Here is a 26,971-nt window from a genome sequence, read left to right on the forward strand (position 1 = left end):
GCTGAGCGTGCCGAACGCGCCGCGAAGTCAGCAAGATTGAAATCGCTTCGTATGGCGACTCAGAGTGACCTAAGGTTTTTATTCCCTGAGGAATTGGATTGTTCTCTGCTTATCGCAGCACTGACTCAAGGCGACTCATCGGCTGATCGGGACCGCCGAATTTCGGGTGTGAGCGAAACAGGCTCCCGCTGCCAGATTTTTTTGACGTTCTGATTACCAAATTCTGGCGCAATGGTAGCGATCCGGATCAAATCTCGCTGTGAGTTCAACAGGCTGCCTCGATGACAGTTTGCGAACTGATGCCTTTCCGACGCGGCGAGAGCCGATGGTTGCTGAAGCGCTGTCTCGCCTGACTTACGACGCGTCGGTATTCGACATTTTAGAATTCGAGCGCTTATCGGCATCGGCGCAACCCGGGCCGCGGCCCGACGCTCACCGAAATGCTCGCCATCCCGGCCCGCATCAGCCTTCGCTCGGCACCGGCGTGTTGAGCAGCTGCTGCTCCCACAGGTACGCCATGCCGCTGCCGGCCATGTGATCCTTGAGGAGCTCGATCAATGCAGGCAGGGTCTCGGCCCTCGTGTAGTCGCGCTGCCATTCGCACGCGAGCGCCATCCACGTCATCATGTTGCAGCCGGCCGCGATCATGCGCTGGATCGCCACCTCATGGGCTTCAACCGACACGCCGCCGCAGGCGTCCGTGATGACCGTGACGTCCCATCCTTCGCCGGCAGCCTGGATCGCCGGCATCGCGACGCAGATCTCCGTGAACAGACCGGCGATGATCAACTGCTTGCGGCCGGTCTTCTTGACCGCGTCGACGACCTTCTGGTCTTCCCAGGTGTTGATAAGCATCCGGTCGATCACCTCCTGGCCGGGGAAGACGTCGGTGATCTGCGGAAAGATGAGCCCGCCTCGGTCAGCGAGCACGCTCGTGAGGATGGTCGGTACGCTAAATGCCTTGGCGGCCTTCGCCAGACCCGTAGCATTGTTGACCGCCATATGCGGGTCGTGGCTGTTCAGGTTCGTGAGCTGGTAAGGCTGGTGGTCGATCAGAACGAGTACCGAGTCTTCGGGACGAAGAAGCGAATCAAGGCCGTTACGGGGGGTCATCAAGACTTCCTTTCTCTGCCGTTGTGGACGGCAATGGGTTCACGGGAGACATGCGCCGGCGGGCGACGTTGCCTTGCCGCAATTTGCTGTTCCTTTTGGTGATGCGGTAGTGCCATAGTCAGGCAAGCTGTGTCGCGAAACGAGGAACGCCGAATTGGACATCGAAGATCTACAGACATTCGTTGCAGTGGCCGATGCAGGGGGCGTATCGGCCGCCGCGCGCCGGCTCGGCGTCTCCAAGTCAATCGTCAGTCGGCGGCTCTTTCGGGTTGAAGCGGAGCTTGGCGTCCAGCTTCTTGCACGAACGACCCGCGGCGCCGCGCTTACGGAAGCGGGGATCACGTTCAGGGACCATGCGGCCCGAGCCAGCGCCGAGATCGATACGGCCAGGGAAACGATCCTCCCAACCGGTGAGCTGCGCGGCCGCCTGCGAGTTGCCATGCCACTTACTTTCGGCCCGACCCACTTCGCCCCCGTGCTTGCGGAAATGGCGCATCAGCACCCCCAGCTCCACATCCATACCTCCTACAGCGATCGCTTCGTCGATCTGATCGCAGAGGGTTTCGACTGCGCGATCCGGGTCGGGTACCTTCAGGACTCCAACCTGATCGCGAAGCGCATCGGACCGATCTATGGAAAGCTCGTCGCAAGTCCGGATTATATCAAAACGCGCGGTTCACCTCAGACGCCAGATGAGCTCGTCACCCATCAGGCCCTCATGCAAGGGACGGAAGCCTGGCAGTTCATGGATGGCGACAAGATCGTCACGGTTCAGCCGCAAGGCAGATTCAAGGCCGATAACGCTACGGCGCTTGCCGCCGCCGCAGTGGCAGGGCTCGGCATCGCTTGGCTCCCTGATTGCATCACGTATGACCATGTGACCTCCGGAGCGCTCGTTCCGATTATGACACGCTATCCCCCACCTTCAGCAGGCGCGTATGTCGTCCGACCGCCGGGTAAGCACCCCACACGGAAAGTCCGGGTGCTCACCGAGATGCTGATCGAGTACTTCGCACGAAATCCGGACGTTTGGGGTCTCGACCGTTAAAACACGAACGGGGCGAAGCCTTATTAAAGAATTGCGTTCGACTGTCGCTCTGCTGCGAGCCGCTGAGCTCGACGACATTGCCCGCACGTTCCACTTACTGCGACACAGCTTGACGTATCACAGGACTAGTTGGGCAGACGGTCGCTCGCCAGTTTAGACATTCGTCGGGCCGAAAGCGCCCTTCCCGCTCGCGCGGCCCGGATTAATCGCAATCGGGCATTCGCATCGGCAAGGGCGAGGCCTCCCGGAACCCAAGAGAGGATGAGGCGCATGAGTTGGAACCCGGCAATCGAACCGGGCTGTCCCGATGAGGTTGGCCTCGACGCGATCGAAACGCTCATCGTCCCGCGCGCTCGAGACCTGGGCGGCTTCCAGGTTCGGCGCGCCCTGCCGGCGCCGAAGCGGCAGATGGTCGGACCGTTCATTTTCTTCGATCAGGCCGGTCCGGCCGAACTGCTGACCGGGCAGGGCGTCGACGTCCGGCCGCATCCGCATATCGGTCTTGGCACCGTCACGTACCTCTTTCGCGGCGACTTCCATCACCGGGACAGCACCGGGGCAGACCAGATCATCCGTCCCGGCGAATTGAACTGGATGGTCGCCGGGCGCGGGGTGACCCATTCGGAGCGGACCTCCGCAGCCGCCCGAAGCGGTCCCAACAGCCTGTTCGGAATACAGACCTGGGTCGCGCTGCCCGACCGCCATGAGGACATGGCGCCCATGTTCGAGCATCATGGCCAGGAGGCGCTGCCGGTGATCGAGGATAGCGGCGTCTCGGTCCGGCTCATCCTGGGGGACGCCTATGGTGAGAAGGCCCCCGCGACAATGTACTCGGAGACGTTCTATGCCGACGTGAAGCTCGACGCGGGAAGCCGGTTGCCGATGCCGCACGATCACGAGGACCGGGGCATCTACATCGTCGAAGGCTCGATCTCGATCGCCGGCCAGGATTTCGAGGCAGGTCGGATGATGGTCTTCCGTCCCGGCGACAGGATCACTGTCGCGGCCGGTGACAGAGGCGCACGTCTGATGATCCTCGGCGGCGCAACGCTTGGCGGACCGCGCTATATCTGGTGGAACTTCGTCGCCTCCTCGAAGGACCGCATCGAAGAAGCGAAGGCCGAATGGCGCGCCGAGGACTGGGGCAAGGGACGTTTCGATCTCCCGATCGATGACCGAGATGAGCACATTCCCCTACCGGACTGACCGCGTTAAGAAGGAGGTCGCCTGGGCGCGGACCCGGGCGGTTCAGACGAGATGACGCGTCGCGTGCCGGGTATGTTCTGAATGGAGAAAGCAGAATGAGCAACAAGTGGCCCCACCTGGACTACCTCGGCTGGCGCGAGACGTGTTCGGCCCTGCATCTCTATTTGCAGATCGCCGGGAAATGTCGCCTTGCTCATACCCCGTGGCTCAACCATTCCTGGAACGCGACCTTCTATGTCACGCCGCTCGGCCTGACCTCCTCGCCGATCCCCGACGGCCCAGGCATTGAGATCCTCTTCGACCTTCGGGACCATATGGTTGTCGGCACATGCGGCAATGGTCGCAAGGCATCGTTTGCGCTCGGGCCATCCACAGTCGCGGCGTTCCACGCCAATTTCGTGCAGTTGATTTCCGAACTTGGAGGCACGCCGACCTTTAACGGCAATCCGAACGAGGTGCCCAACCCCGTGCCGTTCACCGAAGATCATCGCGACCGGCCGTATGACCGGGAAGCCGTTCAGCGCTTCCATCACGCATCGGTGGCGGTCGACAGGGTATTCAATCGGTTCCGGACCTCCTTTCTTGGCAAGTCCAGTCCGGTTCACCTGTTCTGGGGCAGTTTTGACCTGGCCGTCACCCGCTTTTCAGGGCGGCGCGCGCCTCTCCATCCCGGCGGCATTCCTTCATTGCCCAACGATGTGGCACAGGAAGCCTACGACCGCGAGGTCTCCTCAGCAGGTTTCTGGCCCGGCGGTGGCGGCATCGATTACCCCGCGTTCTATGCCTACGCCTATCCGGCGCCGAGTGGCTTCAGGGGCGCGTCGGTCCGGCCCGAGGGCGCGTTCTGGCATGAGGGCCTATCGGAATTCATCCTGCCGTACGATGCCGTCCAGTCGGCTGCAAATCCCGACGCGGCGCTTATGGAGTTTCTCGTCTCGACCTACGACGCTGCGGCCGATCTCGGAAGATGGGACCGCGACCTGCTGGACTGCATGCCGGGGCGGCTGGGTCAGGCGCGGCCGCATGACGCCGAGCAGCCGGGCCCTGCCTCTCCCTTGACCGTCGAAAAGGTCGAGCGGGAGGATACCGCATCGAAGGGACGCTACCGGATGCTCGTCGACGGCGTCGAAGCCGAGATGACCTATAGCCGGGCCGGCGAAGGGTTGATCATCATCGACCATACCGAAGTTCCAGCGGCGTTGCGTGGCCGCAAGGTCGGCGAGCGGCTGGTACGCCAGGCGGTCGAGGATGCCCGGCGCGAAGGGGTCGCCATCATTCCGCTTTGTCCGTTCGCAAAAGCGCAGATCGACCGTCATGTCGAATGGCAGGACGTGCTGCGTCGGTCATAGGCTGCGCGGAACTTCCTCCACCCGCCAACGTACCGGCTCCGACCGACTCCTACCACCGTAAGCGGCGGACGTAGTTCCAGCGGCAATGGGCGGCAATTTTCGGTGTTGGCGTCGTGGAAATGGCAAAAATTGGCGCGCCGCAGAGGATGAAACCGGGCACCGCTATATGATTGAAGTCGCTCTGTAAAAACTTTCAGGCGGATTCAGGAGCCTTGGCCTTTGCAAGGTCCTGCAGGAATTCTTCCATCAGCGGCCTGTCACCGAACCGGCGGTAAGCGCGCTCTGCTTCCAGCGAGAATGCCGGATGCGCCTCGACCAGCTTTGCCATCGTCTGCTGGGCTGCCTCGACCTCGCCGCCCGCGCTCTGCAAAGCGGCCTGAATCAGAAGGCAGTTTGCATCGCGCGGCGCCCGGATCAGGCATTCTTCTATGACGGCGGAAGCCTCGTCGCGGCGGTCAGCCGCGTAGAGCGCCTGCCCGTGCACATAGGCATAGTACTCGGGCGCCATAGGATGAAGGCGGCGGGCCCGCTCTGCGTTGGCGACGGCATCATCATATTCCCCGAAGCGAACCTGCGCCTTTGCAAGCGCCATCATGCTGTCGGGATCGTTAGGGTTGAGCTCCACAGCACGCCGTGCCGCCTGCAAGCCGCCTGAATAGTCGCCCTGCAGGGCAAGCCCGAAGCTGATGACCTGATAGCCAAGGCCAAGATTGGGATCGAGACGGACCGCCTGCCGAGCTTCGCTAAGCCCAAGATGGAGTTCCGGCGCGTTTTCCCGGCCGTCACCGCTCTGCGCCACGCTGGCGATAAAGGTCAGCGCGAGGCCTGCGCGGGCGGCCGCATAGGACGGGTCCATTTCAAGGGCGCGCTGGTAGAGACCGCGCGCCTCCAGAATGTCCTGCGGGTCATCGCCGCCGTGCCGGTAGCGGTTGCGGGCCTGCAGCACGAGGTCATAGGCTTGCAGATTGTCGGTCGGGCGTTCCGCTGCCGCCGCCGCCTCGCTCCTGCCGATATAGGGCGCGATCTGCGCGACGATCTCAGTGGTCAGCTCGCTCTGGACGGTGAACACGTCGGCGACCTGCCGGTCAAAACTGCGCGACCACAGATGCGCGCCTGTCTTTACATCGATCAGCTGCGCCGACACGCGAAGCTGGTCGCCTTCACGGCGGGCGCTGCCTTCAACCACATAATCAACGCCGAGCTTCGCCCCGAGCTTGCGCACGTCCGTACCCTGCCCGTGCACGGCGTAGGTGGAATCGCGCGCGATGACCTGCAGCTCTGAATTGCGGGCAAGGGCTATCGTCACATCCTCGGCCAGTCCGTCCGCGAAATACGATTGCTCGCCGCTGCCGCTCATCGCGGCAAAAGGCATGACCGCCACTGACGGCCGGGGATCGGCGCGGCTCTGGTCCATCGACAAGACCCCCGGGATGCGGCTGACCATGGCTGCCAGGGGGAGCGGCTGGATTTGAGTGCCGATGAGGATGAGGGCTATGGCGGCTACGCCATAAGACCAGCGGGCGGCGGTGCTGCGCAGCACCTGCGGCACGTGCCGCCATGGCGACCACGGAGAGCCCGCCCGCCTTACCCGGTAGACGTTGAGAAGTTCGGGAATGTTCTTGGCCCGCCTGCGGCCGATGCGGACGAACCTGTCCGCGCTGTTGCGGTCGGCCGCCATCACCACGGCGCCGCTGACGAATATCTGCCCCGGATCGCACATGGCCTCAAGACGGGCGGCCACATTGACGCCGTCGCCGTATACGTCGCCGTCATCTTCGATGACATCGCCAAGATTGATGCCGATGCGCAGCTCGAACGGGCCCTTGTCGAAGCCGTCCTGGATGGCCAGCGCCGCATCAACCGCTTCGTTGACGCTGGGAAACATGGCGAGAAAGCCGTCTCCCGCCGTCTTGACGATGCGCCCGCCATGCCGGGCAGTGGTCGGGTCAATGAGCTCATCAAAAACAGCGCGCAGCTTCGCGTAAGTGGAAGCCTCGTTTTCAGCCATCAGCAGGCTGTAGCCGACGATATCGGCGGCCATGATTGCCGCGAGCTTGCGTTCCATCAGCATTATCCTGAGCGGCGGGCCATGCACGGGCTACACTTAAGGCGACGCACGGTCCAAGATTAGACCCCTTGTCCCGAATAGGCTTATCAATGCAGATCACAAATGCGTGACGATTGTGGCCTATGCCGTTCCTGACCAGCCATCATCTGCTTCGTCCGGAGCCGTCCGTCGCCGCACTGGCGGAGGGCGACGCCGCATCGAACGGCCTGGGGTCTTGCCTGCCCCCGCGTTCGCTCTCCTGATCGAAGCGCTCCGCTGGCGAGGATAGCCTGGCAGGCCAACAAACAAGTTCAGCGCTGCTTCGCCCTTCATCGCAATTTGGTCTGTGCCATTAACCAGCTTGCGATGTACATTCCAATTGGCGCGCCGGACGAGTGAAACGGGGCACTCTTATGTGATTGTTTCCCCTGTATAAATCGGTGGGACCAAATCAACAGGGGGAGCTTAGAACCCGATAGGGATTCGCGAGGCGATGCGCATAGGGCGCGGTGCGGCTCTGCCACGCTCCCAATCAGCCCTTCCCTTCCATACTGGCCATCCGCGCATCGGTTCTAGGGAGAGAGGGCTTCAATGATCCGGCAGTCGGCGACACGACCGCCTCCCTGACAGCAACTGCTGATGCGCCGAAGTTCATCAGCCAGGCGGGACAGGTCGGCAATCTTCCGCTCGACAGCCGCCAGATGTCCGGCCGCGATCAAGTCCACCTCTGTGCAATCCTGATCTTCGCGGGCGGACAGGCGGAGCAAATCCCGCACTTGATCGAGCGTAAAGCCTAAATCCCGGCATCGGCGGATGAAGCGCAGCCGGTCCCTATGTCCGCAGTCATAGGCCCGATAGTTCCCGGTAGTGCGCGGCGGAGCCGGCAAGAGGCCGATTGTCTCGTAATAGCGGACTGTTACGACCTTGGTCCCCGTCGCTTTCGCCAGATCGCCAATGCTCCATTCCGCGCTGTCGCTCATTTCCTTGACCCTATAGTCACTATAGGGTGCAAATTAGCACAAGAACCCTTCTCGGACGAGGAAAACATGAGCGCCCATTGCTGCGGCCAGAACCATCATCAAGAGCCGGATCGGCAGCGCGACGCGGCTTACCGGCGTGTGCTGTGGATCGTGCTAGCCATCAATCTCGGCATGTTCGTCGTGGAGATTGGGGCCGGTCTGGCAGCGGGATCGGTCTCACTTCAGGCTGACGCTCTCGACTTCCTCGCCGACGCCGCGAACTACGGGATCAGCCTGTTTGTGGTCGGCCTGGCGCTGCGCTACCGGGCAGGAGCGGCCTTGGCGAAGGGGACCACCATGGGTGTATTTGGGCTGTGGGTGATCGGCGCCACAGCGTGGCATACCGTCCATGGAACGCTCCCGGATGCTGTGACCATGGGCGCCGTGGGCTTTGCGGCGCTCGTTGCCAACGCGGCCGCATTCGGGATATTGTGGGCTTACCGGAGCGGCGACAGCAACATGCGCTCGGTCTGGCTGTGCTCCCGAAATGACGTGATCGGCAACTTCGCGGTGCTGCTCGCCGCACTCGGCGTTTTCGGCACCGGCACTGGCTGGCCGGACGTGATGGTCGCGGCAGTGATGGGTTTACTTGCCCTCCAAGGTGCATGGGTGGTGATCCGGCAGGCGGCGGCGGAACTTCGCAAAAGTCGCAAACAAGTTTCGCCGGCTCCGGCAGAATAGCTTTATCACCGTTATAGTTGGCGACCTTACACCGCGACAGCACGAACGTCTTGAACGCGTCCAGAACCGGACGTCACGCGATATGATTTTGGAATGTACATCCCGATTGGCGCGCCCGAAGAGATTCGAACTCCTGACCCCCAGATTCGTAGTCTGGTGCTCTATCCAGCTGAGCTACGGGCGCGCAACAGGCCATGCTTTGTATGGCCCGCGATCCGATCCTTAAACGACCGGCCGCGATGTGAGGTGTTCCCTAGCGACTGCATTTCCGAAAAGCAAGCCGATCCGTCAAAAGTTTTGTTGTTCGTGGCTTCGAGTGGATCAGAGGGGAGCGATCAGAGCGGGAGAGGATCAGACCGGGCGAGGATCGGGCCGGCGAGGATCAGGCGGGACGGCGCAGGCCGTTGCGGGCCTGGTCGAGCCGGACCGGCTGGTCGGGAATGGTGACTGCGAATGTGGTGCGGCCGCCTCTGCTTTCGACAAGCTCCACGGTGCCGCCATGGGCGCGGATCAGTTCATAGGCGATGGCCAGGCCAAGGCCGGTGCCACCGCTGCGGGCCGAGCCGCGGAACGCCGCGAACAGGTTCTCGCGCGCCTTCGGCGGCAGGCCGGGGCCGGTGTCGGTGACGGTGATGCGGCTGACGCTGCCGACGCGCTCGGCCGACACCTCCAGCCGGCGCACCACCGCGCTTTCCGCGTCCGCCGCCATCGCCTGCACGGCGTTGCGGCAAAGATTGGTGAGCACGCGAAAAAGCTGATCGGAATCGGCATCGACCTCGAAAGCCAGATCGACGGCATTGACGAATTCTATGCCGCCTTCGGTGTCAAGCAGGCCGTGGACGTCCTCGACCAGCTGGCGCAGCCTGAGCCTGCGGCGCGAGGGCGGCGGCTCCTGGGTGCGGCCATAGGCAAGCACACCTTCCGAATAGGATACGGCACGATCGAGCGCCCGAAGCAGTTTTGGCGCGAAGGCCTGCACGGTCGGGTCCTTGACCTGGCGCAGACGGTCCGACATCAGCTGCGCCGACGCCAGGATATTGCGCATGTCATGGTTGATCTTCGACACGGCGAGGCCAAGGTCGGCGAGATGCTTCTGCTCGGAGAGCATCTTTTGCAGCCGCTCCTGCATCTGCGAGAGCTCGCGCTCGGCAACGCCGATTTCGTCGGCGCGGGCAGCAGGGCGGATGATCCGCCCGGGGTCGTCGGGAGCCTCGGAGAAGGCCAGCATCGAGCGCGTCATCGTCCGGATCGGGCCGATCATGATCAGGTCTATTGCGGCATAGACCAGCATGGCGGTGAACAGCGAGATCAGCAGCGAGACGAAGGCGACGTTGCGCGAATAGATGAGCATGGCATTGCGCAGGCTGTAGTCGGGCATGATCAGCTCGAATTCCTTGTCGCTGTCGCCGACCGGCCCGAAAACGCGCAGCATCCGCTCGCCGCCGAACAACAGCGTGTCCAAGGCGCCGGTCATGCCCTCGATCAGGCCGACATTGGCAATGTCGATATGTTCGTCGACGTGCGGCGGCATCTCAGCCACCACCAGAAGCCGCGAGACACCGCCGTCGCGCACGGCGATCGCCTTGGCGCCGATCGCCATCAGCACATCGTTCTGGGCGGCGCGCGACAGCGAGGCGGGCTCTCCCTGCACCAGCACGATCGAGACGGCCGCGGCGGTGCTCAGCCTCTCTTTCAGCCAGCTCAGCCGGTAGCTGGCGATCCAGGGCAGAAAGATGAGGACCTCGGCCAGGAGCACGAAGACGATGGTGAGCAGCAGGAGCTTTGTCGACAATCCACGCGACAACGGCACCCTGCGGGCGGCTGCGGTCGCCCGATCGGTGCTTTCGTCCGCGGAGGGGATTTCACTCATGCTGCTTTTTCTTCACGATCACTTGATCGGCCAAGATTAGGCCATTGCGGCTTTTTTGCCAATTTCATCGTTCGTCCCAATACGCGATAAGATCGCCCAGACTTCGGCCCTCACGCCAGCCGTTGGCCAGAAGCGCTGGAATGTCGGCGCCGGAATGTCGAGGCCGGATGTCGAGGCCGATTGACTTCCAAAACCCTTCTTTCTATAAGCCCGCTCACGCTCGGGCCATTCGTCCCGGCGCGGTTTCGATCGCGCCAAAGCCGGCCGGGCAAAGCTCCTGTTACAGAGTGACAGAATCAAGAAGGGCCGCACCCCGCGGTATTAAAACAAATGAAGCGTACCTACCAACCGTCCAAACTCGTCCGCAAACGCCGACACGGTTTTCGTGCCCGCATGGCCACCAAGGGTGGTCGTGGCGTCGTCGCAGCCCGCCGCAACCGCGGCCGCAAGCGGCTCAGCGCCTGAACGGAAGACGAGATCGTTGCCCGCAACCGGCAAGCCAGTGGGAGCACATCCCAAGCGGCTTCTGAAGCGCGCGGAATTCCTGGCCGTCCGGCGTGGCGAAAAGCGCCGCGGGCGGCTTTTTCTCGTCGAGGTTCTCGACCGCAGCGACGCAGAGGCGCCTCGCGTCGGCTACACGGTCACCAAGAAGGTCGGCAACGCAGTCGTCCGCAACCGCATCCGGCGGCGGCTGAGAGAAGCCGTGCGCACGCATGCCGCGGGTGACATGAAGCCAGGCAATGACTATGTCATCGTCGGGCGCGAAGATGTGCTTGCCATTCCGTTCGGTCAGTTGAAGGCCGAACTCTCACGCCGACTGCGCGGAACACGATAGGCCAAGGCTTTCGATGGAAAACAACCGGAACTTCTTCATCACCATCGCGCTGTCGGTGCTGATCCTGTCGCTTTGGCAGTATTTTTACGTGCTGCCGCACAGCGAGGCGCAACGCGAGGCGGCCCGTATCGAAGAGCAGCGGCTAGCGGAGCAGAAGAAGGCGGCCGAAGCCGCCAGTCCGGGCGGCAGCGAAACGCCGGTGCCGCAGCAAGGCGCCATTCCTAATGCACCCAATGCACCGGGAACCGACGGCACGACGCCGGCCAGCCGCGAGCAGGCGCTGGCGTCGACGAAGCGCGTCAGGATCGACACGCCGAGCCTGGAGGGCTCGATCAATCTCGCCGGCGCCCGTCTCGACGACCTCAAGCTCAAACACTACAGGCTGACGGTCGACAAGAACTCGCCCGAGATCGAACTGCTCAACCCGGCAGCGCTGCCTACCGGCTACTATGCCGAGATCGGCTTTATCGGCAGCGACAAGACCGGCACGGTGCCGGGCCCGGAAACCGTGTGGACCGTCGACGGCAATGCGACGCTGACGCCGGCGACCCCGGTCACGCTGACCTTCACCAACGACAAGGGCCTGACCTTCAAGCGCACCTTCTCCGTCGACGGCGACTACATGTTCACCGTCTCGGACACGGTACAGAATTCGGGGTCGGCCGCCGTTACCCTGTCGAATTACGGCCGTGTCACCCGCTTCGACAAGCCTGCCGTTGCCAGCATCTATGTGCTGCATGAGGGGCTGATCGGCGTCACCGGCACGGAAGGCTTGCAGGAACACACATATTCGTCAATCGAGGAGGACAAGCAGTTCACGCCGAGCAAGTCGACCGATGGCTGGCTGGGCATCACCGACAAATACTGGGCGGTGACGCTGGTGCCGACCGAGAAGCAGCCGTTCCAGCCGCGTTACGCCTATTTCGAGGACGGCCGCCCGCGCTACCAGGCCGACTTCCTCACCGACCCGATCACCGTTGATGCCGGCCAGTCGGCGACGGTCGAGAGCGAAATCTTCGCCGGCGCCAAGGAAGTCGCCAAGGTCAACGCCTATGCCGAAGACCGCAACATCAGGCTGTTCGACCGCTTGATCGACTGGGGATGGTTCATCTGGATCACCAAGCCGATGTTCTATCTGATCGACACGATGTACAAATTCTTCGGCAATTTCGGCCTGGCCATCCTGGCCACCACCGTCGTCGTCAAGGCCGCCTTCTATCCGCTCGCCAACAAGTCCTACGCGTCGATGGCGAACATGAAGAAGGTGCAGCCCAAGATGCTCGAGATCCGCGAGAAATACGCGGACGACAAGATGAAGCAGCAACAGGCGATGATGGAGCTCTACAAGACCGAGAAGATCAATCCGCTCGCCGGCTGCTGGCCGGTGGCGCTGCAGATCCCGGTCTTCTTCGCGCTCTACAAGGTGCTCTACATCACCATCGAGATGCGGCACGCACCGTTCTTCGGCTGGATCCAGGATCTGGCGGCGCCCGATCCGACCTCGATCTTCAACCTGTTCGGCCTCATTCCGATCGCTCTGCCGGATATGTTGATGATCGGCGTTTGGCCGCTGATCATGGGCCTGACCATGTTCCTGCAGATGCGCATGAACCCGACGCCGCCGGACCCGACGCAGGCCATGATCTTCACCTGGATCCCGGTGGTCTTCACATTCATGATGGCGGGTTTTCCGGCCGGCCTCGTCATCTACTGGGCCTGGAACAATCTGCTTTCGATCATCCAGCAAGGCGTGATCATGAAGCGGCAGGGCGCCAAGATCGAACTGTGGGACAATCTGGTCGCGCTGTTCCGGAAGAAACCGTCGCCGGCGGAATAGCCGGCGCTCCGTTCCTGCCGAATCCAGGAAAGCCCCGGCGCGGCGGTAGATGCCGCCGCGACCTATAAGCTCCGCTGTCGTATCAGGAGCGCTGCACCGATGAACAGGCAAGGATGATCCGCTGCGCACGCGGTCGAAGCTGCCGGGCGGATCGCGCTTTTTTGACCTGTTGTTTCGTCGATGGAGCCAGACCCATGATCGGACCCAACCCTAACATCAAGCACCCGATCCCGATGCATGCCCGCGTCGGCTTCCTGAAGGGGCTGGTCACGGCGCCGAACATCGAGATCGGCGATTTCACCTATTATGACGATCCGGACGGGCCGGACCAATTCGCCGAGCGATGCGTGCTGCATCATTATCCATTCATCGGCGACCGGCTGATCATCGGCAAGTTTTGCGCCATCGCCGAGGGCGCGCGCTTCATCATGAACGGCGCCAATCATGCCATGTCCGGCTTTTTGACTTATCCGTTCAACATCTTCGGTCATGGCTGGGAAGAGGGTTTCGATCCGGCGACCTTGTCGAAGGAATTGCGCGGCGACACGGTGATCGGCAATGATGTATGGATCGGCATGGAAGCGGCGATCCTGCCCGGCGTGGCGATCGGCCATGGTGCCATCGTTGCGGCAAAGTCGGTGGTGACGCATGACGTGGCGCCCTATGCGATCGTCGCCGGCAATGCGGCCAAGGTGGTGAAGATGCGTTTCGACGACAGGACCATCCGGCGGCTTGTGGCGGCGGCGTGGTGGGATTGGCCGGTGGAAAAGATCAGCCGCAACCTCAATGCCATTCGTGGCGCCGATATTTCTGTTCTGGAGGCAGCGGTTTGAACGCGTTGAACAAGTCCGTGATCGGCATCGAGCTGTTCACGCGGCCGTGGATCTTCATCCGCGGCGTGCCGGCAATGAAGTTCCTGCCGCCGGAAGGACCGCCGGAGATCGCCTTTGCCGGCCGCTCGAATGTCGGCAAATCGTCGCTGATCAACGCGCTTGTCAATCAGAAGGGACTGGCGCGCACGTCCAATACGCCGGGGCGGACGCAGGAACTCAACTATTTCGTTCCGGGCGGGTTTTCCGGCGAAGGCGCTGACCTGCCGCCGATGGCGCTGGTCGACATGCCGGGCTACGGCTACGCCACCGCGCCCAAGGAAAAGGTCGACGACTGGACGAAACTCGTCTTCGACTATCTCAAGGGCCGCGTCACGCTGAAGCGCGTCTACATGCTGATCGACGCCCGCCACGGCATCAAGGCCAAGGACGACGAAGTGCTGTCGCTGCTCGACAAAGCGGCGGTGTCCTACCAGATCGTGCTGACCAAGACCGACAAGATCAAGGCGGCCGGCGTGCCGCGATTGATCGAAGAGACGCTGCAGAAGATCAAGAAGCGGCCGGCCGCGTTTCCGTTCGTTCTCGCCACGTCCTCGGAAAAGAACGAGGGGCTTGAGGAATTGCGCGCGGCGATCGTGCTGGCGGCCAATGGCGGCTAATGCATGTCGCGCAAAAAGCATGCCCTCGGGCTTGACCCGTGGGTGTGCAGCGGTTTTGCGAGAACAACATGTATGAAATAACAGCCTAAAGCGCGTCGCGTGAGGCGGGTCAAACGCGACGCGCTTTAGGACTTCGCCTCCAGCGCAATCGTCTGGGTGCTTTCTTCCGTGGCAAGCCTTTCGGTGCCGTAAGCCTTCAGGAACATGCCGACGCCCGACCTGACGATGTGGTCGATTTCATCCTGGCTCGGGGCTTTGGTGCGGTAGGCGAATATGCACTGACGGAAAAGGCCAGCCAGGCACAGTTCGGTGAACTGATAGGCGGCAAGATCAACGTCGTCGATCTTGAGCAGGCCGCGCTCGATGGCGGCATTGAGAAAAGCAACGACCTTGTCGTGGCCGCGTTTCGGGCCGCGTTCATAAAAACGCGCGCCGAGTTCGGGCATCCTGTCGGACGCGCCAATTACCGTGCGCTGCGCCTGGACGACCTTGGCCGAGGTGATCTTGAGGGACAGCACCTTGCCAAACTTCACCAGCGTCTCGCGAAGGTCGTCGGCGCGGTCGAGCAGATCGTACATGTTCTTGAAGATCGTGCCGCGTTCTTCCTCGATCAGCGCTTCGAAAAGCTCTTCCTTGTTGGCGAAGTAGACATAGATCGTGCCCTTGGAAACGCCGGCCTCGCGGGTGATGTCGTTCATCGACGCCGCTTCGAAGCCCTTTTCGATGAAGACACGACGCGCACCCTCGATGATCTGGCTGCGCTTGACAGGGTCCTGTCCCGCCGCCGGGCGGCCGCGACGCAGGCCATCCAGCAGATCGCACTGGTCCTTGTCGGCTTCGGTCATAACGTCACACCTCGAAAAATATTCGAACCGACCGGTTCGATCGCCCTTGATATGGGCCCCTGTCCGCGCTAAGTCAACGTTCGCATCGAACCGAACGGTTCAGTCTGACTGATTTTCCAGAGAGATGCCCAGTTCCAGAGAGAATGCCAAGAGAGATCCCCCATGTCCTCGAACGCGACCCCCACCGCCGAAGTCCGTCCATTCCCCAACGCCAAAGTTGCCCCAGCAATCGAAGCGCCGAACCCACCGACTGAGCCCGCAACGAGTCCTCCGGCCGAGGCACCGGCCAAAAAGAAGCGTTCGGCACGCTCCTTTCTGTTGCCGATCATCGCGCTTGGCTTGCTGGGCGCAGGTGCCTGGTATGTTTACGATTACTGGACCGACGGGCGTTTCATGATCTCAACCGACGACGCCTATGTCCAGGCCGACATGGCGTTCATATCGCCGAAAATTTCCGGCTATGTCGATCAGGTCAAGGTGACCGAGAACCAGCAGGTCAAGGCCGGCGACCCGCTGCTGGTCGTCGACAATGGCGACTACAAAATAGCGGTCGCCCAGGCCGAGGCGCAAATCGCCACCTTGAGCAAGACGCTCGACCGTATCGACGCCCAGACCGAGGCGGCACGCGCCTCGCTGGAGCAGGCGCAGGCGCAGAAGACCGCCGACCAGGCCGCCGCCGCCAATGCGGCGCGTGTTCAAGCGCGCGCCGCCCAATTGCTCAAGACGCATGTCGGCACCCAGGCTCAACTGGATGATGCCCAGACCGCAGTCGAGCAGGCCAATGCCGCCCTTGTCGGCGCCGACGCCCAGATCGCGGCGGCTGCGGCCAATATCGGTGTGCTCCAGGCGCAGCGCGCGGAGACGGCAAGCACGCTGGCGTCGCTGCAGCTTGCCCGGGACAAGGCGGCGCGGGACCTGTCCTTCACCGTGCTGCGCGCGCCCTATGACGGTGTTGTCGGCAACCGCTCGGTCGAGCAGGGCGACCTGATCAGCCCCGGACAGAAGCTCGCCGTCATCGTGCCGATGGACAAGCTTTATATCGTCGCCAATTTCAAGGAGACCCAGCTTGCCCGGCTGGTGCCTGGTGAAAAGGTCAGGATTTCGGTGGACGCGATCGACGGCCAGGATTTCGAAGGCACCGTCTCGTCGCTGGCACCGGCATCCGGCGCGGTGTTCTCGCTGCTGCCGCCGGAAAACGCCACCGGCAATTTCACCAAGGTCGTGCAGCGCGTCCCGGTTCGCATCGACGTGCCGGCGGATGTGCTGAAGACAGGCAAGTTGCGCGCCGGCCTCAGCGTCGTCGTCGCCGTCGACAGCCGCACAGCGCCGGCCGCGTCGAACTGAGCGGCCGCTTGGGAGCAATGCCATGGCAACCGCGACCTTGACAGCAGGATCGCCGCCGGCGAGGCCGGCTACGCCTGACACCATTTCCACGCGCCGTATGATCGCCTTCCTGGCGATGGTGTTCGGCATGTTCATGGCGATCCTCGACATCCAGATCGTTTCGGCCTCGCTGGCCGAGATCCAGGCCGGCTTGAGCGCCAGCTCCGACGAAATTCCGTGGGTGCAGACCGCCTATCTGATCGCCGAAGTCATCATGATCCCGCTGTCCGGTTTCCTCAGCCGGATGCTGTCGACGCGTGTGCTGTTCACCGTCTCTGCGGCCGGCTTCACCGCCGCGAGCGCGCTGGCGGCGACCGCCACCAACATCGACCAGATGATCGTCTACCGCGCCGTCCAGGGTTTTATCGGCGGCGGCATGATCCCAAGCGTGTTCGCTGCCGCCTTCACCATCTTTCCGCCGTCGCGCCGCGCCATGGTGTCGCCGATGATCGGCCTGGTGGCGACGCTGGCGCCGACCATCGGCCCGACTGTCGGCGGCTATATCAGCCATGCCATGTCCTGGCACTGGCTGTTCCTGATCAATGTGGTGCCCGGCATCATGGTGACCGCCGCGGCATGGTCGCTGATCGACTTCGACAAGCCCAATCTCAGCCTGTTCCGCAAGTTCGACTGGTGGGGCCTCGCCGGCATGGCGGCGTTCCTCGGCTCGCTGGAATATGTGCTCGAGGAGGGTCCCAACAACGACTGGCTTCAGGACCAGGCCGTGTTCATCTGCGCCATCCTGATGACGGCCGGCGCGGTGCTGTTCTTCTGGCGCGCCTTCACCGCCGAGGAGCCGATCGTCGACCTGAAAGCCTTCGCCAACGTCAACTTCGCCTTCGGCTCGCTGTTCTCCTTCGTCATCGGCATCGGCCTCTACGGCCTGACCTATCTTTATCCGGTGTATCTGGGGCGCATCCGCGGCTACGATTCCCTGATGATCGGCGAGGCGCTGTTCGTCAGCGGTTTGGCGATGTTCGTCACCGCGCCGATTTCCGGCATCCTGTCGCGCAAGATGGATCCGCGGCTGATGATGATGATCGGCTTCTTCGGCTTCGCTGCCGGTACCTGGCGGATGACCTATCTGACCGCCGACTGGGATTTCTGGGAGCTTTTGCTGCCGCAGATCCTGCGCGGCGCCTCGATGATGCTGTGCATGGTGCCGATCAACAACATCGCGCTGGGAACGCTGCCGCCTGACCGGCTTAAGAATGCATCCGGTCTGTTCAACCTCACCCGCAATCTCGGGGGCGCCGTCGGCCTTGCCGTCATCAACACCCTGCTGATCGATCGCAGCGCCTTCCACTACGCAAGGCTGGCCGAGCATGTGCAATGGGGCAGCGCCGAGGCGCAGACCAGGCTGCAGAACATGACGCTCGACTTCCAGCAGAATGCCAGCCTCGACGCCTCCAAGGCGGCGATCTCCAAACTGTCCGGCATGGTCCAGCAGCAGGCTTCGCTGCTGTCCTTCATGGACGTGTTCTATCTGTTGACGGCGCTGTTCGCAACGCTGGCGATCTTCACCATGTTCATCCGCAAACCGGCCGAGCAGGCGGGCGGAGATGGCGGACACTGATCGCGCAACTTTGCGTGTAAAAAGGGACGCGGCGCTTTAGGTCAGGCGGTGGCCGGCTTGAAAGTCAAGGCGACGCCGTTGATGCAATGACGCAGGCCGGTCGGCGGCGGGCCGTCGTCGAAGACATGGCCGAGATGACCGCCGCAACGGCGGCAGTGGACCTCGGTTCGGGTCATGCCCAGCGACCTGTCCACGGTCATGCCGACAGCGTTGGGAATCTCCTGCCAGAAGCTCGGCCAGCCGGTACCGGAATCGAACTTGGTTTCGGAGGAATAGAGCGGTAGGTCGCAGCCGGCGCAGGCGAAGATGCCCTTGCGATGTTCGTTGAGCAGCGGGCTGGTGCCGGGATATTCGGTGCCTTCCTTGCGCAGCACGTTGAAAGCCGCGTCGGACAGGATGGCGCGCCACTCGGCCTCGGTCTTGGTGACTTCGAAGGTTTCGGTCGCGTGTGCGTCCTGCGGCCGGCCCATGCGCAGCGCCGCTGCCGTGCCTGCCAACAATGCCACAGCAGCACCACTCCAAAGAAAGTCGCGCCGGATCATCACCATTCCTCCTTCTGTCCGCTTGCCAAATTCGACCGTCACATGGAAACAAAAGCCGGTGACGGCCAGCTCCCGACAACGGGCACTCCGCACCTGCCCCACGCCTACAGCGGACGGCGGACGGTGCGGAGTGTACGCCTGTCGATTGCGCGGGTCACGCAGGTAGAAATCCGCGCACTCGCATGGAGCCTCAGCCATATCTTCGCTGGCGACGACCACTTCGTTACATCTTCGGCAGGAGAACCTTGTCGATGACGTGGATGACGCCGTTCGACTGATCGACATCGGCGATGGTCACATTGGCGACATTGCCGTTCTCGTCGGTCGCGGTGACCTTGCCGTTTTCGGCCTTGAGCGTCAGTTCGCAGCCGCCAACCGTCTTGACCTTGTGCGCACCACCATCGTCCATGGCCATCTTGGCGACGTCGGCGGCCATCGCCTTGGCACCGATGACGTGGCAGGTCAGGATCTTGACCAGCTTGTCCTTGTTTTCGGGCTTGAGCAATGTATCGACGGTGCCGGCCGGAAGGGCGGCAAAGGCCTCGTTGGTCGGCGCGAACACGGTGAAGGGACCGGCACTCTGCAGCGTGTCGACGAGACCACCAGCCTTGACGGCCGCGACCAGCGTGGTGTGATCCTTCGAATTGACGGCGTTCTCGACGATGTTCCTGGTGGCATACATGGCGGCGCCGCCGACCATCGGATTCTGGGCATAGGCGGCGGTGGCGAGCGCGGAGACGGCGACCGTTCCGGCAAGCAAAAGGGTGGCGAATTTACGCATTATCTCTATCTCCTCAGTTTATTTCTTGCCCTCTTTGGGGCGCAAGGAGATACGGTGGATAAATGCCCGAGTTTCGCCGTCCAGGAGAAAATTTTATTTTTCATAACGGCGAGCATGATTTTCAGGGCAGGACTCTTACAGCCTGCATGCTTCCACATTAAAGTCACCACAGGCGATAGATTTAAAATCTTCTCGAAAAATCGGCCGACAGGGGTGATCAGATGCTCTTCAGATCGCCCGCAGCGACCACAGGGCCGGTCGGCTGGCCGGTCGGCGAACCGCCGGCCGGCTCGAGGCTGACCGCAAGCACGGCGCCTTGCGCAAGTTTTTCCTGCACGGCCGGGGAGATGGTCATACGCGCGGTCAGACCGGCCGGGATGACGCCGATCGAGACCGGCGCGCTCTTGCCCTCGATCATCCACAACTCGAAATCCTTGCCGGCGGCGCGCTCGCCGGAGACATGCGACAGGCCAACCTCGCGACGGGCGGCATCATAGACGGCGAGGTAGCTGACGTCGCTGCCATCGGCAGCCAGCGAGGCGATGAGCCGCGGCTGCTCGGCCGGCGGATTGAGGTGCGGCACGGCGATATAGATCGCCAACGCCGCGACGGCAGCGGCGGCAAGACCGCGCCAGAAGGCAAGGCTCGACCAGAGGCCGGCGCGAGGCTCTGCGACGAACAGCCGGCGATCCAATGCCTCCTTGACCCTGATCGGCGGCTCTGTCTCCGGATAGGCGTCGGCCATCGGCGAAAGACGCGCCTCCCAGGCATCGACAAGGCGCGCGAAAGCGGCGTCCGCGTCGATGCGGCGTGACGCAATCTCGCGTTCGTCCGCGGCCAGGACGCCAAGAACGTATTCGGCGGCGAACAGGTCGTCGCCCCCGGATTCCGGTCCGTCATCCTGCGCCAGCGTCATCTTTCCAGACACTCTCTGAGCTTCAACAGGCTGCGCCGCAGCCAGGTCCGCATCGTGTTCAGCGGCACGTCATGGCGCGCCGCCAGTTCGGCATAGCTTTCGCCGTCCAGATAAGCGCCACGGACGGCCGCCGCCCGCTCCTTTTCCAATTCGTCGAGACAGCGATAGATGCGCCCGGATTCACCGCCCGCAACAGCCGCAGCCTCCGGTCCCGGCGCCGGATCGGCGACGTCGAGCGCAGCGTCGATATAGGCGGCAGGCTCTCGCCGCGCCCTTATCCGATCGATCGCGTGATTGCGCGCAATAGCCACCAGCCAGGAAATCGGGCTTAGCTCCGAGACGGCGAAACGATCCGCCTTCGTCCATATCTTGACGAAGACCTCCTGCAGCGCCTCTTCCGCCTCTCCCCGGTCCTTCAATACACGAAGGCAGACGCCGAAAAGTTTCGCGCTGGTCTGCCGGTAGAGCAGATCGAACGCAGCCCGGTCCTTCATCGAAGTCCGGACGATCAGGTCGCTGATGTCCTGCGGCGTCATCGGCTGCCAAATTAAGCAATTGCCCCAATTTATTCCACTGCAATGTATTGCAATGGCGGAAGCGTTCCTGTGCACCGAGGAGCGCCGTGGGCTTCCATTGACACGAAAAGAGCCGAGCATTTTGAGCATCGGATTTTCCCAAAACCGGGTTTCCACTTTTGCATCCGATGCTCTAGCTTGCCGCTAGTTGGGGGAGCAAGGATGTCGGTCGAACGGGCCCTGTGGGAACATGACGCCACCGGCCTGGCCGGCTTGGTGCGCAAGGGAGAAATCGCGCCGCAGGAACTCGTCGATGCGGCGATTGCGCGGGCCGAGGCCACTCGCCCGGACATCAATGCCATCGCCGAGCCGCTTTACGAGGCGGCGCGGACGCGGGCGAAAACCATCGACCGCAACCTGCCGCTGCCCGGCGTGCCCTTTGCGCTGAAGGATCTCGGCATCGCCATGAAAGGCGTGCCGACGTACGGCGGCAGCCGCATTCCGGCTTTCGTTGCCGATTTCGACTCGGTGATGACCGAACGCCATCTGGCCGCCGGCCTTGTCCCGATCGCCACCAGCACCTCGCCCGAACATGGGCTGAGGCTGATGACCGAATCCACCGCTTTCGGCATCACCCGCAATCCGTGGAATACAGCCCATACCAGCGGCGGCTCGTCTGGAGGTGCGGCGGCGCTGGTCGCGGCCGGCGTCGTGCCGGTGGCACATGCTTCGGATGGCGGCGGCTCGATCCGCGTTCCCGCCGCCTGCACCGGGCTGGTCGGGCTGAAAACCTCGCGCGGCCGTGTGCCGCTGTCGCCGCTCGTCACCGAAAGCTGGCACGGCATGGTCGTCGGCCACGCCGTTTCCCGCTCGGTCCGGGATTCGGCCTTGCTGCTCGACCTGACCCATGGACCCGATCCGCTGTCGCCCTATGCGGCCCCGCCGCCAAAAGGAACTTTCGCCGCCGCAGCCGTGCGTGACCCCGGCAAGCTGAAACTGGCCGTCTACCGGAATTCGCCGCTCGGCCTGCCGATATCGGCCGAGACGCTGGCGGCGCTGGACACTGCGACAGCGTTGGCGCGCGAAGGCGGCCATACGATAGAGGAGATCGACCTGCCCTATATCGATCGCGACTTCATCGCTGATTTCGCCAGAACCGTCGCCGCGGCGGTGGCCGGCACGATGCGCGGCGAGGTCTTGCGCGTCGGCCGCTCCATTTCGGGTGATATCGAGCGCGCCACGCGTGTGTTGAGCCGCTTCGGCGAAACCCTTTCGGCCGGCGATATCTATGCCAGCCTGCAGCGGCTGCACGCCACCTCGCGCCGCCTGATCATCGACACCGCGCAATACGATGCCGTGCTGATGCCAATTATTGCGCATCCGCCGCTCGCCTGCGGCGCGATGGACCCGAAAGGCGCAGATGCGTTCCTGGAAGACATGCTCGACAGGCTGCGGCTTGCCCGCCTGCTGAAATTCAAGCCGCTGTTCGGGCAGTTGATGGACAAGAGCCTGTGGTTCACCCACTGGCCGGCGATCCAGAACGTCAGCGGCCAGCCGTCGATCGCGCTGCCTGTTTATGTCACCGATGCCGGCCTGCCGCTCGGCATCCAGGCCGCCGGCCGACCCGGCGACGAGGAGACACTTTTGTCGCTTGCCGCGCAGATGGAAAAGGTTTCGGGATGGCGGGAGCGGCGGGCGCCGCTGCGAATTCCCACATAAAGTCGGGCCGATTTCACCTGACGTGACAGCAAAGCCGTTTGCGGCCCGCTGCAATTCCCGCTAAGACGCCGCCGTTCATGCCAAGCTGGGAACCAAGCCGAATGACGGATCTCGCCGCCACCGCCGAAATGCAGGCCGCGCTGCTTTCGAGGGCGCTGCCCTATATGCAGCGCTACGAGAACAAGACGGTGGTGGTGAAGTATGGCGGCCACGCCATGGGCGACATCGCGCTCGGCAAGGCCTTTGCCCGCGACATCGCGCTGCTCAAACAATCCGGCGTCAATCCGATCGTCGTGCATGGCGGCGGGCCGCAGATCGGCGCCATGCTGAGCAAGATGGGCATCGAATCGAAGTTCGAGGGAGGATTGCGCGTCACCGACCAGAAGACGGTCGAGATCGTCGAGATGGTGCTGGCCGGCTCGATCAACAAGGAGATCGTCGCGCTGATCAATGCCGAGGGCGAATGGGCCATCGGCCTGTGCGGCAAGGACGGCAATATGGTTTTCGCCGAAAAGGCGCGCAAGACCTTGGTCGACCCGGACTCCAACATCGAGCGTGTGCTCGATCTCGGCTTCGTCGGCGAACCGGTCGAGGTCGACCGCACCCTGCTCGACCTTCTGGCGCGGTCCGAAATGATCCCGGTGCTGGCGCCGGTGGCGCCGGGCCGTGACGGCCACACCTACAACATCAATGCCGACACCTTCGCCGGCGCCATCGCCGGCGCCTGCCAGGCGACACGCCTTCTGTTCCTCACCGACGTGCCCGGCGTGCTCGACAGGAACAAGAAGCTCATCGACGAGTTGACTGTCGCCGAGGCCAAGGCCTTGATCAAGGACGGCACGGTATCGGGCGGCATGATCCCCAAGGTCGAGACCTGCATCGAGGCGATCGAGCGCGGCGTCGAAGGCGTCGTCATCCTCAATGGCAAGACGCCGCATTCGGTGCTGCTCGAACTGTTTACCGAGCACGGCGCCGGCACACTGATCGTGCGGTAAAACCAGGCTGCAACTTGTCGGCGAGAAACCCAGGGTTGAGCAGGCGCCAGGGCGAACTTACCGCCTGAGGTGCCCAAGCGGCACGTGGCCCGGCCCCTTGATGTTCTGCAGCACGAGCTGCGTGTGGACATCGCGCACGCCGTCGAGCCGCATCAGCCGGTGCATGACAAAGGCGTTGAGCTCGTCGACCGACGGCACCATCACATGCAGCAGGAAATCGTAGTCGCCGGTCATCGTCCAGCACGACGACACCTCGTCCATGCGCTGCACGGCGGCGATGAAGGTTTCGGGCGAACCGTCGCTGTGGGTTACCAGGCGCACCTGAATGAACACTTCGACCATCAGGCCGATGGCGCGGCGGCTGAGCACAGCGGCAAAGCGCTTGATGATGCCGGCGCTCTGAAGAGCCTCGAAGCGGCGCGCGCATGGCGTCGTCGAAAGGCCGATCTCCTGGGCCAGTTCGGACACAGGCTTGCGCCCATCGCGCTGCAAGATATCGAGCATCTTGATCTCAAAATCGTCAAACTGAGGCACTTTCACTCTCCTGCAGCTTTGCTGTGGTGGCTTTTACCTCAAATCGCCTGTTCGAGCCATCATCAAAGCGGATTTGCCTCACCGGATCCGGCTAAACTTTTAAGATGTTAGTCGTGATTTCCAGGGAGAACAGCCATGACGATGAGCGTTGCCGATTACGCCCGCGAATGCGCGGCGCAAGGCCTTCGCGGCGACTATTCGGTCTGCCGTGCCGATTTCACCGTTGAGCAGAGCTACAATTACACCGCTGACGAGCAGGCGGTGTGGCGTACTTTGTGCGACCGCCAGACGAAGCTGACCAAAAAGCTGGCACACCGGTCCTATCTCGACGGCGTCGCCACGCTGGGCCTGCTCGACAGGATTCCGGATTTCGGTGTGGTCAGCGAGAAGCTGCGCAAGCTTACCGGTTGGGAAATCATCGCCGTGCCGGGCCTCATTCCCGCACCCGCCTTCTTCGTCCACCTGGCCGCCCGGCGCTTCCCGGTGACCAACTGGCTGCGGACGAAGCAAGAGCTCGACTACATCGTCGAGCCGGATATGTTCCACGACTTCTTCGGCCACGTGCCGGTGCTGACCCAGCCGGTCTTTGCCGATTTCATGCAGATGTATGGCGAGAAGGCCGAGCATCTGATCGCGCTCGGCGGCGACGAGATGATCAGCCGCCTCTACTGGTACACCGTCGAATACGGGCTGATCCAGGAGGCCGGCCAACCGTTGAAGGCTTTTGGCGCCGGACTGATGTCGTCCTTTGCCGAAATTCAATTCGCGGTTGAAAGCAAGGACGCGCATCATGTTCCCTTCGATCTGGAAACGGTGATGCGCACCAGCTATGAGATCGACAAGTTCCAGCGCGCCTATTTCGTGCTGCCGTCCTTCGACGTTTTGCGCGATGCCTTCCACAACGTCGCCGACATGGCAGCGATCATCGGACGCCACAAGGGCAAGCCGGCGCTCGACCCGGCGAAACTTTAGACGCTGGCCAGGCCTCGGAGGCCGCTCAGGCCGCTTCGGACACGTCGCTGTCCAGGATGGTCAGATTGCGGCCGCGATCCTTGGCCTGGTAAAGGCGGCGGTCGGCGACACGCATCAGATCCGATACGCCGGCATCCTCGCCGCAGGTGACACCGCCGATGCTGACGGTGAGGGGTATGACCCGCTCATCGACGGGACGGAAGCGGATCAGCTCGACTTCACGGCGAATGCGTTCAGCGACGCGTTTGGCTTCCTGTTCGGTGGCGCCGAGCAGAAACGCACCGAATTCCTCGCCGCCGATGCGGCCGATCACGTCGCCGCTGCGCACGCCGCGCTCGATCGCGCTTGCAATCAGGAGCAGCGCATCGTCGCCGGTCAGATGGCCGTAGCTGTCGTTGATGAGCTTGAAGTGATCGGCATCGATGATCAGCAACGCACCGCGATCGGATTTACGCCGGGTGGCCTCGAGCGCGGCAAAGAAGCTCTCGCGGTTGAGCATGCCGGTCATGTCGTCGCGACTTGCCTTCTCCGACAGGCGCCGATGCGCTGCGGCGAGCTGGGCATGAGCGCGGGCGAGGTCGCGATGGGCGCCTTTCAACCTCTCGCCCTGCCAGAACGTGTAGGCGCTGGCGATCCAGGCGAGCACCAGCGGGCAGACCGTGGATGTCAGCCAGATCGTGCGGTTGATCGGAAAGCCCATTGCCGGAACGACGATCAGCGTCAACAAAAGCGAGACTGCGAGGGAGGCGAAAGCGACGGCGGCAGACTTCAGAAATATGCGGCTCATCGCTGGCTCCCCCTGGACCGTCTGTGTGCCAGCAAGCCCTGAATGGCACCTTTCGGCGACGCCTAAAATTTGAACCATCGCGCGATTTTCGCCACCCGTGACGCGCATAAGTTGTAGATAAAGCCTCTGCCAAAAGCATTGTTTCGTGCAATAAGGGGTTGCATGACCACGCTCCCGGATCCCGCCCGCTTTGCCCATGTCACCGACTGGGTGTTCGACCTCGACAACACGCTCTATCCGCACCATTCGAACCTGTTCTCGCAGATCGACGTAAAGATGACCGCCTATGTCGGAGAACTGCTGACGCTACCACGCGACGATGCCCGCAAGCTGCAGAAGGAACTCTACCGGGAATATGGCACGACGCTGAACGGTCTGATGGCGCGCCACGGCATCGATCCCGACGACTTTCTCGAGAAGGTCCATGACATCGACTATTCCTGGCTGGTTCCCGATCCCGTTCTCGGCACCGCCATCCGCCAGCTTCCCGGCCGCAAGTTCATCTTCACCAATGGCGACCGCAGGCATGCCGAACGCACTGCGCGCCAACTCGGCATCCTCGATCATTTCGACGACATCTTCGATATCGTCGCTGCCGGGCTGAATCCCAAGCCGGCGCGCCGCACCTACGAAAAATTCGCGGAACTCCACGCGGTCACCGGCCACAATGCGGTGATGTTCGAGGATCTGGCCCGCAACCTGTCCGTGCCGAAATCGCTGGGCATGACCACGGTGCTGGTCGTGCCGCGGAACTTCGAGCCGACCTTCTCGGAAATCTGGGAACGTGACCCGGCCAACGAGGACGATGTGGATTTCGTCACCGACGATCTTGCCGAATTCCTCACCGCGATCGTCGATGTCACCGCTTGAGCCGTTGCTTCGTAAAGCCGGATCGATACCGCAGCCCGCGGC

General features: G+C 62.7%; 26 protein-coding genes and 1 tRNA gene. 15 read left to right on the forward strand and 12 right to left on the reverse strand.

The window, feature by feature from the left end:
• Positions 1 to 462: 462 nt before the first annotated feature.
• A complete protein-coding gene (locus AC0L16_RS18300; protein WP_236378018.1) occupies positions 463 to 1,113 on the reverse strand; it encodes a hydrolase in 651 nt (216 codons plus the stop codon).
• A gap of 154 nt (positions 1,114 to 1,267) precedes the next feature.
• On the opposite strand from AC0L16_RS18300, the gene AC0L16_RS18305 reads away from it, so the two are divergent.
• The 3 genes from AC0L16_RS18305 to AC0L16_RS18315 all read left to right on the forward strand — a co-directional run bounded on the left by AC0L16_RS18305 (position 1,268) and on the right by AC0L16_RS18315 (position 4,716).
• Entirely contained in the window at positions 1,268 to 2,161 is an 894-nt protein-coding gene (locus tag AC0L16_RS18305; protein WP_473622366.1) for a LysR family transcriptional regulator, read from the forward strand.
• A 270-nt stretch (positions 2,162 to 2,431) separates the two neighbouring features.
• Positions 2,432 to 3,367 (forward strand): pirin family protein, encoded by a 936-nt coding sequence (locus AC0L16_RS18310; RefSeq protein WP_473622367.1) that lies wholly within the window; start codon positions 2,432 to 2,434, stop codon positions 3,365 to 3,367.
• A 95-nt stretch (positions 3,368 to 3,462) separates the two neighbouring features.
• Positions 3,463 to 4,716 (forward strand): DUF5996 family protein, encoded by a 1,254-nt coding sequence (locus AC0L16_RS18315; protein WP_473622368.1) that lies wholly within the window; start codon positions 3,463 to 3,465, stop codon positions 4,714 to 4,716.
• Positions 4,717 to 4,909: 193 nt separating this feature from the next.
• Here AC0L16_RS18315 and AC0L16_RS18320 read toward each other — a convergent pair whose 3' ends face one another.
• Positions 4,910 to 6,781 (reverse strand): adenylate/guanylate cyclase domain-containing protein, encoded by a 1,872-nt coding sequence (locus tag AC0L16_RS18320; protein ID WP_473622370.1) that lies wholly within the window; start codon positions 6,779 to 6,781, stop codon positions 4,910 to 4,912.
• A gap of 554 nt (positions 6,782 to 7,335) precedes the next feature.
• On the reverse strand, positions 7,336 to 7,743 hold the full coding sequence (locus tag AC0L16_RS18325; protein WP_473622371.1) for a MerR family transcriptional regulator: 408 nt from the start codon (positions 7,741 to 7,743) through the stop codon (positions 7,336 to 7,338).
• A gap of 66 nt (positions 7,744 to 7,809) precedes the next feature.
• Between AC0L16_RS18325 and AC0L16_RS18330 the strand changes: the two genes are divergently transcribed.
• The gene (locus AC0L16_RS18330; protein ID WP_473622372.1) at positions 7,810 to 8,463 is read left to right on the forward strand and encodes a cation efflux transmembrane domain-containing protein; all 654 of its coding nucleotides are present in this window, start codon (positions 7,810 to 7,812) and stop codon (positions 8,461 to 8,463) included.
• A 107-nt stretch (positions 8,464 to 8,570) separates the two neighbouring features.
• Here the strand turns inward: AC0L16_RS18330 and AC0L16_RS18335 are convergent.
• Positions 8,571 to 8,647: transfer RNA gene (locus AC0L16_RS18335), tRNA-Arg, on the reverse strand.
• Between the two features lie 198 nt (positions 8,648 to 8,845).
• Positions 8,846 to 10,333, reverse strand: coding sequence for an ATP-binding protein (locus AC0L16_RS18340; protein WP_473622373.1), 1,488 nt, complete (start codon positions 10,331 to 10,333; stop codon positions 8,846 to 8,848).
• A gap of 330 nt (positions 10,334 to 10,663) precedes the next feature.
• On the opposite strand from AC0L16_RS18340, the gene rpmH reads away from it, so the two are divergent.
• The 5 genes from rpmH to yihA all read left to right on the forward strand — a co-directional run bounded on the left by rpmH (position 10,664) and on the right by yihA (position 14,494).
• Positions 10,664 to 10,798, forward strand: a complete 135-nt coding sequence (gene rpmH, locus AC0L16_RS18345; protein WP_008833937.1) for a 50S ribosomal protein L34 — start codon at positions 10,664 to 10,666, stop codon at positions 10,796 to 10,798.
• Positions 10,799 to 10,814: 16 nt separating this feature from the next.
• Positions 10,815 to 11,168 carry a ribonuclease P protein component gene (gene rnpA, locus AC0L16_RS18350; protein WP_023801590.1) on the forward strand — a complete coding sequence of 118 codons (354 nt, stop codon included), beginning with the start codon at positions 10,815 to 10,817 and terminating at the stop codon, positions 11,166 to 11,168.
• A gap of 13 nt (positions 11,169 to 11,181) precedes the next feature.
• Positions 11,182 to 13,005 carry a membrane protein insertase YidC gene (gene yidC / locus AC0L16_RS18355; protein ID WP_473622374.1) on the forward strand — a complete coding sequence of 608 codons (1,824 nt, stop codon included), beginning with the start codon at positions 11,182 to 11,184 and terminating at the stop codon, positions 13,003 to 13,005.
• Between the two features lie 194 nt (positions 13,006 to 13,199).
• Positions 13,200 to 13,838: a CatB-related O-acetyltransferase gene (locus AC0L16_RS18360; protein WP_473622376.1), complete on the forward strand. Its 639-nt coding sequence runs from the start codon at positions 13,200 to 13,202 to the stop codon at positions 13,836 to 13,838.
• Complete coding sequence (gene yihA, locus AC0L16_RS18365) at positions 13,835 to 14,494, forward strand: ribosome biogenesis GTP-binding protein YihA/YsxC (RefSeq protein WP_473622377.1); 660 nt, start codon at positions 13,835 to 13,837, stop codon at positions 14,492 to 14,494. The genes AC0L16_RS18360 and yihA overlap by 4 nt, the downstream gene beginning before the upstream one ends.
• Positions 14,495 to 14,619: 125 nt before the next feature.
• On the opposite strand, the gene AC0L16_RS18370 is transcribed toward yihA, so the two are convergent.
• Complete coding sequence (locus AC0L16_RS18370; RefSeq protein WP_473622378.1) at positions 14,620 to 15,339, reverse strand: TetR/AcrR family transcriptional regulator; 720 nt, start codon at positions 15,337 to 15,339, stop codon at positions 14,620 to 14,622.
• A gap of 162 nt (positions 15,340 to 15,501) precedes the next feature.
• On the opposite strand from AC0L16_RS18370, the gene AC0L16_RS18375 reads away from it, so the two are divergent.
• Positions 15,502 to 16,683, forward strand: a complete 1,182-nt coding sequence (locus AC0L16_RS18375; RefSeq protein ID WP_473622379.1) for an HlyD family secretion protein — start codon at positions 15,502 to 15,504, stop codon at positions 16,681 to 16,683.
• A 22-nt stretch (positions 16,684 to 16,705) separates the two neighbouring features.
• A complete protein-coding gene (locus AC0L16_RS18380) occupies positions 16,706 to 18,298 on the forward strand; it encodes a DHA2 family efflux MFS transporter permease subunit (protein WP_473622380.1) in 1,593 nt (530 codons plus the stop codon).
• Between the two features lie 41 nt (positions 18,299 to 18,339).
• Here AC0L16_RS18380 and msrB read toward each other — a convergent pair whose 3' ends face one another.
• The 4 genes from msrB to AC0L16_RS18400 form a co-directional block, all read right to left on the reverse strand.
• Positions 18,340 to 18,840 (reverse strand): peptide-methionine (R)-S-oxide reductase MsrB, encoded by a 501-nt coding sequence (msrB, locus tag AC0L16_RS18385; RefSeq protein ID WP_095494149.1) that lies wholly within the window; start codon positions 18,838 to 18,840, stop codon positions 18,340 to 18,342.
• 223 nt (positions 18,841 to 19,063) lie between these two features.
• Entirely contained in the window at positions 19,064 to 19,621 is a 558-nt protein-coding gene (locus AC0L16_RS18390; RefSeq protein WP_473622381.1) for a fasciclin domain-containing protein, read from the reverse strand.
• Between the two features lie 217 nt (positions 19,622 to 19,838).
• Positions 19,839 to 20,537 (reverse strand): anti-sigma factor, encoded by a 699-nt coding sequence (locus AC0L16_RS18395; RefSeq protein WP_473622454.1) that lies wholly within the window; start codon positions 20,535 to 20,537, stop codon positions 19,839 to 19,841.
• Positions 20,534 to 21,073 carry a sigma-70 family RNA polymerase sigma factor gene (locus tag AC0L16_RS18400; RefSeq protein WP_473622382.1) on the reverse strand — a complete coding sequence of 180 codons (540 nt, stop codon included), beginning with the start codon at positions 21,071 to 21,073 and terminating at the stop codon, positions 20,534 to 20,536. The genes AC0L16_RS18395 and AC0L16_RS18400 overlap by 4 nt, the downstream gene beginning before the upstream one ends.
• 201 nt (positions 21,074 to 21,274) lie before the next feature.
• Here AC0L16_RS18400 and AC0L16_RS18405 point away from each other — a divergent pair, with 201 nt between their 5' ends.
• Positions 21,275 to 22,771: an amidase gene (locus AC0L16_RS18405; protein WP_473622383.1), complete on the forward strand. Its 1,497-nt coding sequence runs from the start codon at positions 21,275 to 21,277 to the stop codon at positions 22,769 to 22,771.
• Positions 22,772 to 22,872: 101 nt separating this feature from the next.
• On the forward strand, positions 22,873 to 23,766 hold the full coding sequence (gene argB, locus AC0L16_RS18410) for an acetylglutamate kinase (RefSeq protein ID WP_473622384.1): 894 nt from the start codon (positions 22,873 to 22,875) through the stop codon (positions 23,764 to 23,766).
• A gap of 57 nt (positions 23,767 to 23,823) precedes the next feature.
• On the opposite strand, the gene AC0L16_RS18415 is transcribed toward argB, so the two are convergent.
• Positions 23,824 to 24,300: an Lrp/AsnC family transcriptional regulator gene (locus AC0L16_RS18415; RefSeq protein WP_023801577.1), complete on the reverse strand. Its 477-nt coding sequence runs from the start codon at positions 24,298 to 24,300 to the stop codon at positions 23,824 to 23,826.
• Between the two features lie 135 nt (positions 24,301 to 24,435).
• Here AC0L16_RS18415 and phhA point away from each other — a divergent pair, with 135 nt between their 5' ends.
• Positions 24,436 to 25,272 (forward strand): phenylalanine 4-monooxygenase, encoded by an 837-nt coding sequence (phhA, locus tag AC0L16_RS18420; RefSeq protein WP_473622386.1) that lies wholly within the window; start codon positions 24,436 to 24,438, stop codon positions 25,270 to 25,272.
• Positions 25,273 to 25,297: 25 nt separating this feature from the next.
• Here phhA and AC0L16_RS18425 read toward each other — a convergent pair whose 3' ends face one another.
• Positions 25,298 to 26,059, reverse strand: a complete 762-nt coding sequence (locus AC0L16_RS18425; RefSeq protein ID WP_473622387.1) for a GGDEF domain-containing protein — start codon at positions 26,057 to 26,059, stop codon at positions 25,298 to 25,300.
• Between the two features lie 162 nt (positions 26,060 to 26,221).
• Here AC0L16_RS18425 and AC0L16_RS18430 point away from each other — a divergent pair, with 162 nt between their 5' ends.
• Entirely contained in the window at positions 26,222 to 26,929 is a 708-nt protein-coding gene (locus tag AC0L16_RS18430) for a pyrimidine 5'-nucleotidase (protein ID WP_095494106.1), read from the forward strand.
• The last annotated feature ends 42 nt before the right edge of the window (positions 26,930 to 26,971 follow it).

It is taken from the genome of Mesorhizobium sp. WSM4848 (genome assembly GCF_055811375.1).

Bases quoted from the DNA above. Each gene is read 5' to 3' on its own strand.
- AC0L16_RS18300 (WP_236378018.1), bottom strand. From the start codon at position 1,113: ATGACCCCCCGTAACGGCCTTGATTCGCTTCTTCGTCCCGAAGACTCG.
- AC0L16_RS18310 (WP_473622367.1), top strand. From the start codon at position 2,432: ATGAGTTGGAACCCGGCAATCGAACCGGGCTGTCCCGATGAGGTTGGC.
- AC0L16_RS18315 (WP_473622368.1), top strand. From the start codon at position 3,463: ATGAGCAACAAGTGGCCCCACCTGGACTACCTCGGCTGGCGCGAGACG.
- AC0L16_RS18320 (WP_473622370.1), bottom strand. From the start codon at position 6,781: ATGGAACGCAAGCTCGCGGCAATCATGGCCGCCGATATCGTCGGCTAC.
- AC0L16_RS18325 (WP_473622371.1), bottom strand. From the start codon at position 7,743: ATGAGCGACAGCGCGGAATGGAGCATTGGCGATCTGGCGAAAGCGACG.
- AC0L16_RS18330 (WP_473622372.1), top strand. From the start codon at position 7,810: ATGAGCGCCCATTGCTGCGGCCAGAACCATCATCAAGAGCCGGATCGG.
- AC0L16_RS18340 (WP_473622373.1), bottom strand. From the start codon at position 10,333: ATGAGTGAAATCCCCTCCGCGGACGAAAGCACCGATCGGGCGACCGCA.
- rpmH (WP_008833937.1), top strand. From the start codon at position 10,664: ATGAAGCGTACCTACCAACCGTCCAAACTCGTCCGCAAACGCCGACAC.
- yidC (WP_473622374.1), top strand. From the start codon at position 11,182: ATGGAAAACAACCGGAACTTCTTCATCACCATCGCGCTGTCGGTGCTG.
- AC0L16_RS18360 (WP_473622376.1), top strand. From the start codon at position 13,200: ATGATCGGACCCAACCCTAACATCAAGCACCCGATCCCGATGCATGCC.
- AC0L16_RS18370 (WP_473622378.1), bottom strand. From the start codon at position 15,339: ATGACCGAAGCCGACAAGGACCAGTGCGATCTGCTGGATGGCCTGCGT.
- AC0L16_RS18375 (WP_473622379.1), top strand. From the start codon at position 15,502: ATGTCCTCGAACGCGACCCCCACCGCCGAAGTCCGTCCATTCCCCAAC.
- AC0L16_RS18380 (WP_473622380.1), top strand. From the start codon at position 16,706: ATGGCAACCGCGACCTTGACAGCAGGATCGCCGCCGGCGAGGCCGGCT.
- msrB (WP_095494149.1), bottom strand. From the start codon at position 18,840: ATGATCCGGCGCGACTTTCTTTGGAGTGGTGCTGCTGTGGCATTGTTG.
- AC0L16_RS18390 (WP_473622381.1), bottom strand. From the start codon at position 19,621: ATGCGTAAATTCGCCACCCTTTTGCTTGCCGGAACGGTCGCCGTCTCC.
- AC0L16_RS18395 (WP_473622454.1), bottom strand. From the start codon at position 20,537: ATGACGCTGGCGCAGGATGACGGACCGGAATCCGGGGGCGACGACCTG.
- AC0L16_RS18400 (WP_473622382.1), bottom strand. From the start codon at position 21,073: ATGACGCCGCAGGACATCAGCGACCTGATCGTCCGGACTTCGATGAAG.
- AC0L16_RS18405 (WP_473622383.1), top strand. From the start codon at position 21,275: ATGTCGGTCGAACGGGCCCTGTGGGAACATGACGCCACCGGCCTGGCC.
- argB (WP_473622384.1), top strand. From the start codon at position 22,873: ATGACGGATCTCGCCGCCACCGCCGAAATGCAGGCCGCGCTGCTTTCG.
- phhA (WP_473622386.1), top strand. From the start codon at position 24,436: ATGACGATGAGCGTTGCCGATTACGCCCGCGAATGCGCGGCGCAAGGC.
- AC0L16_RS18425 (WP_473622387.1), bottom strand. From the start codon at position 26,059: ATGAGCCGCATATTTCTGAAGTCTGCCGCCGTCGCTTTCGCCTCCCTC.
- AC0L16_RS18430 (WP_095494106.1), top strand. From the start codon at position 26,222: ATGACCACGCTCCCGGATCCCGCCCGCTTTGCCCATGTCACCGACTGG.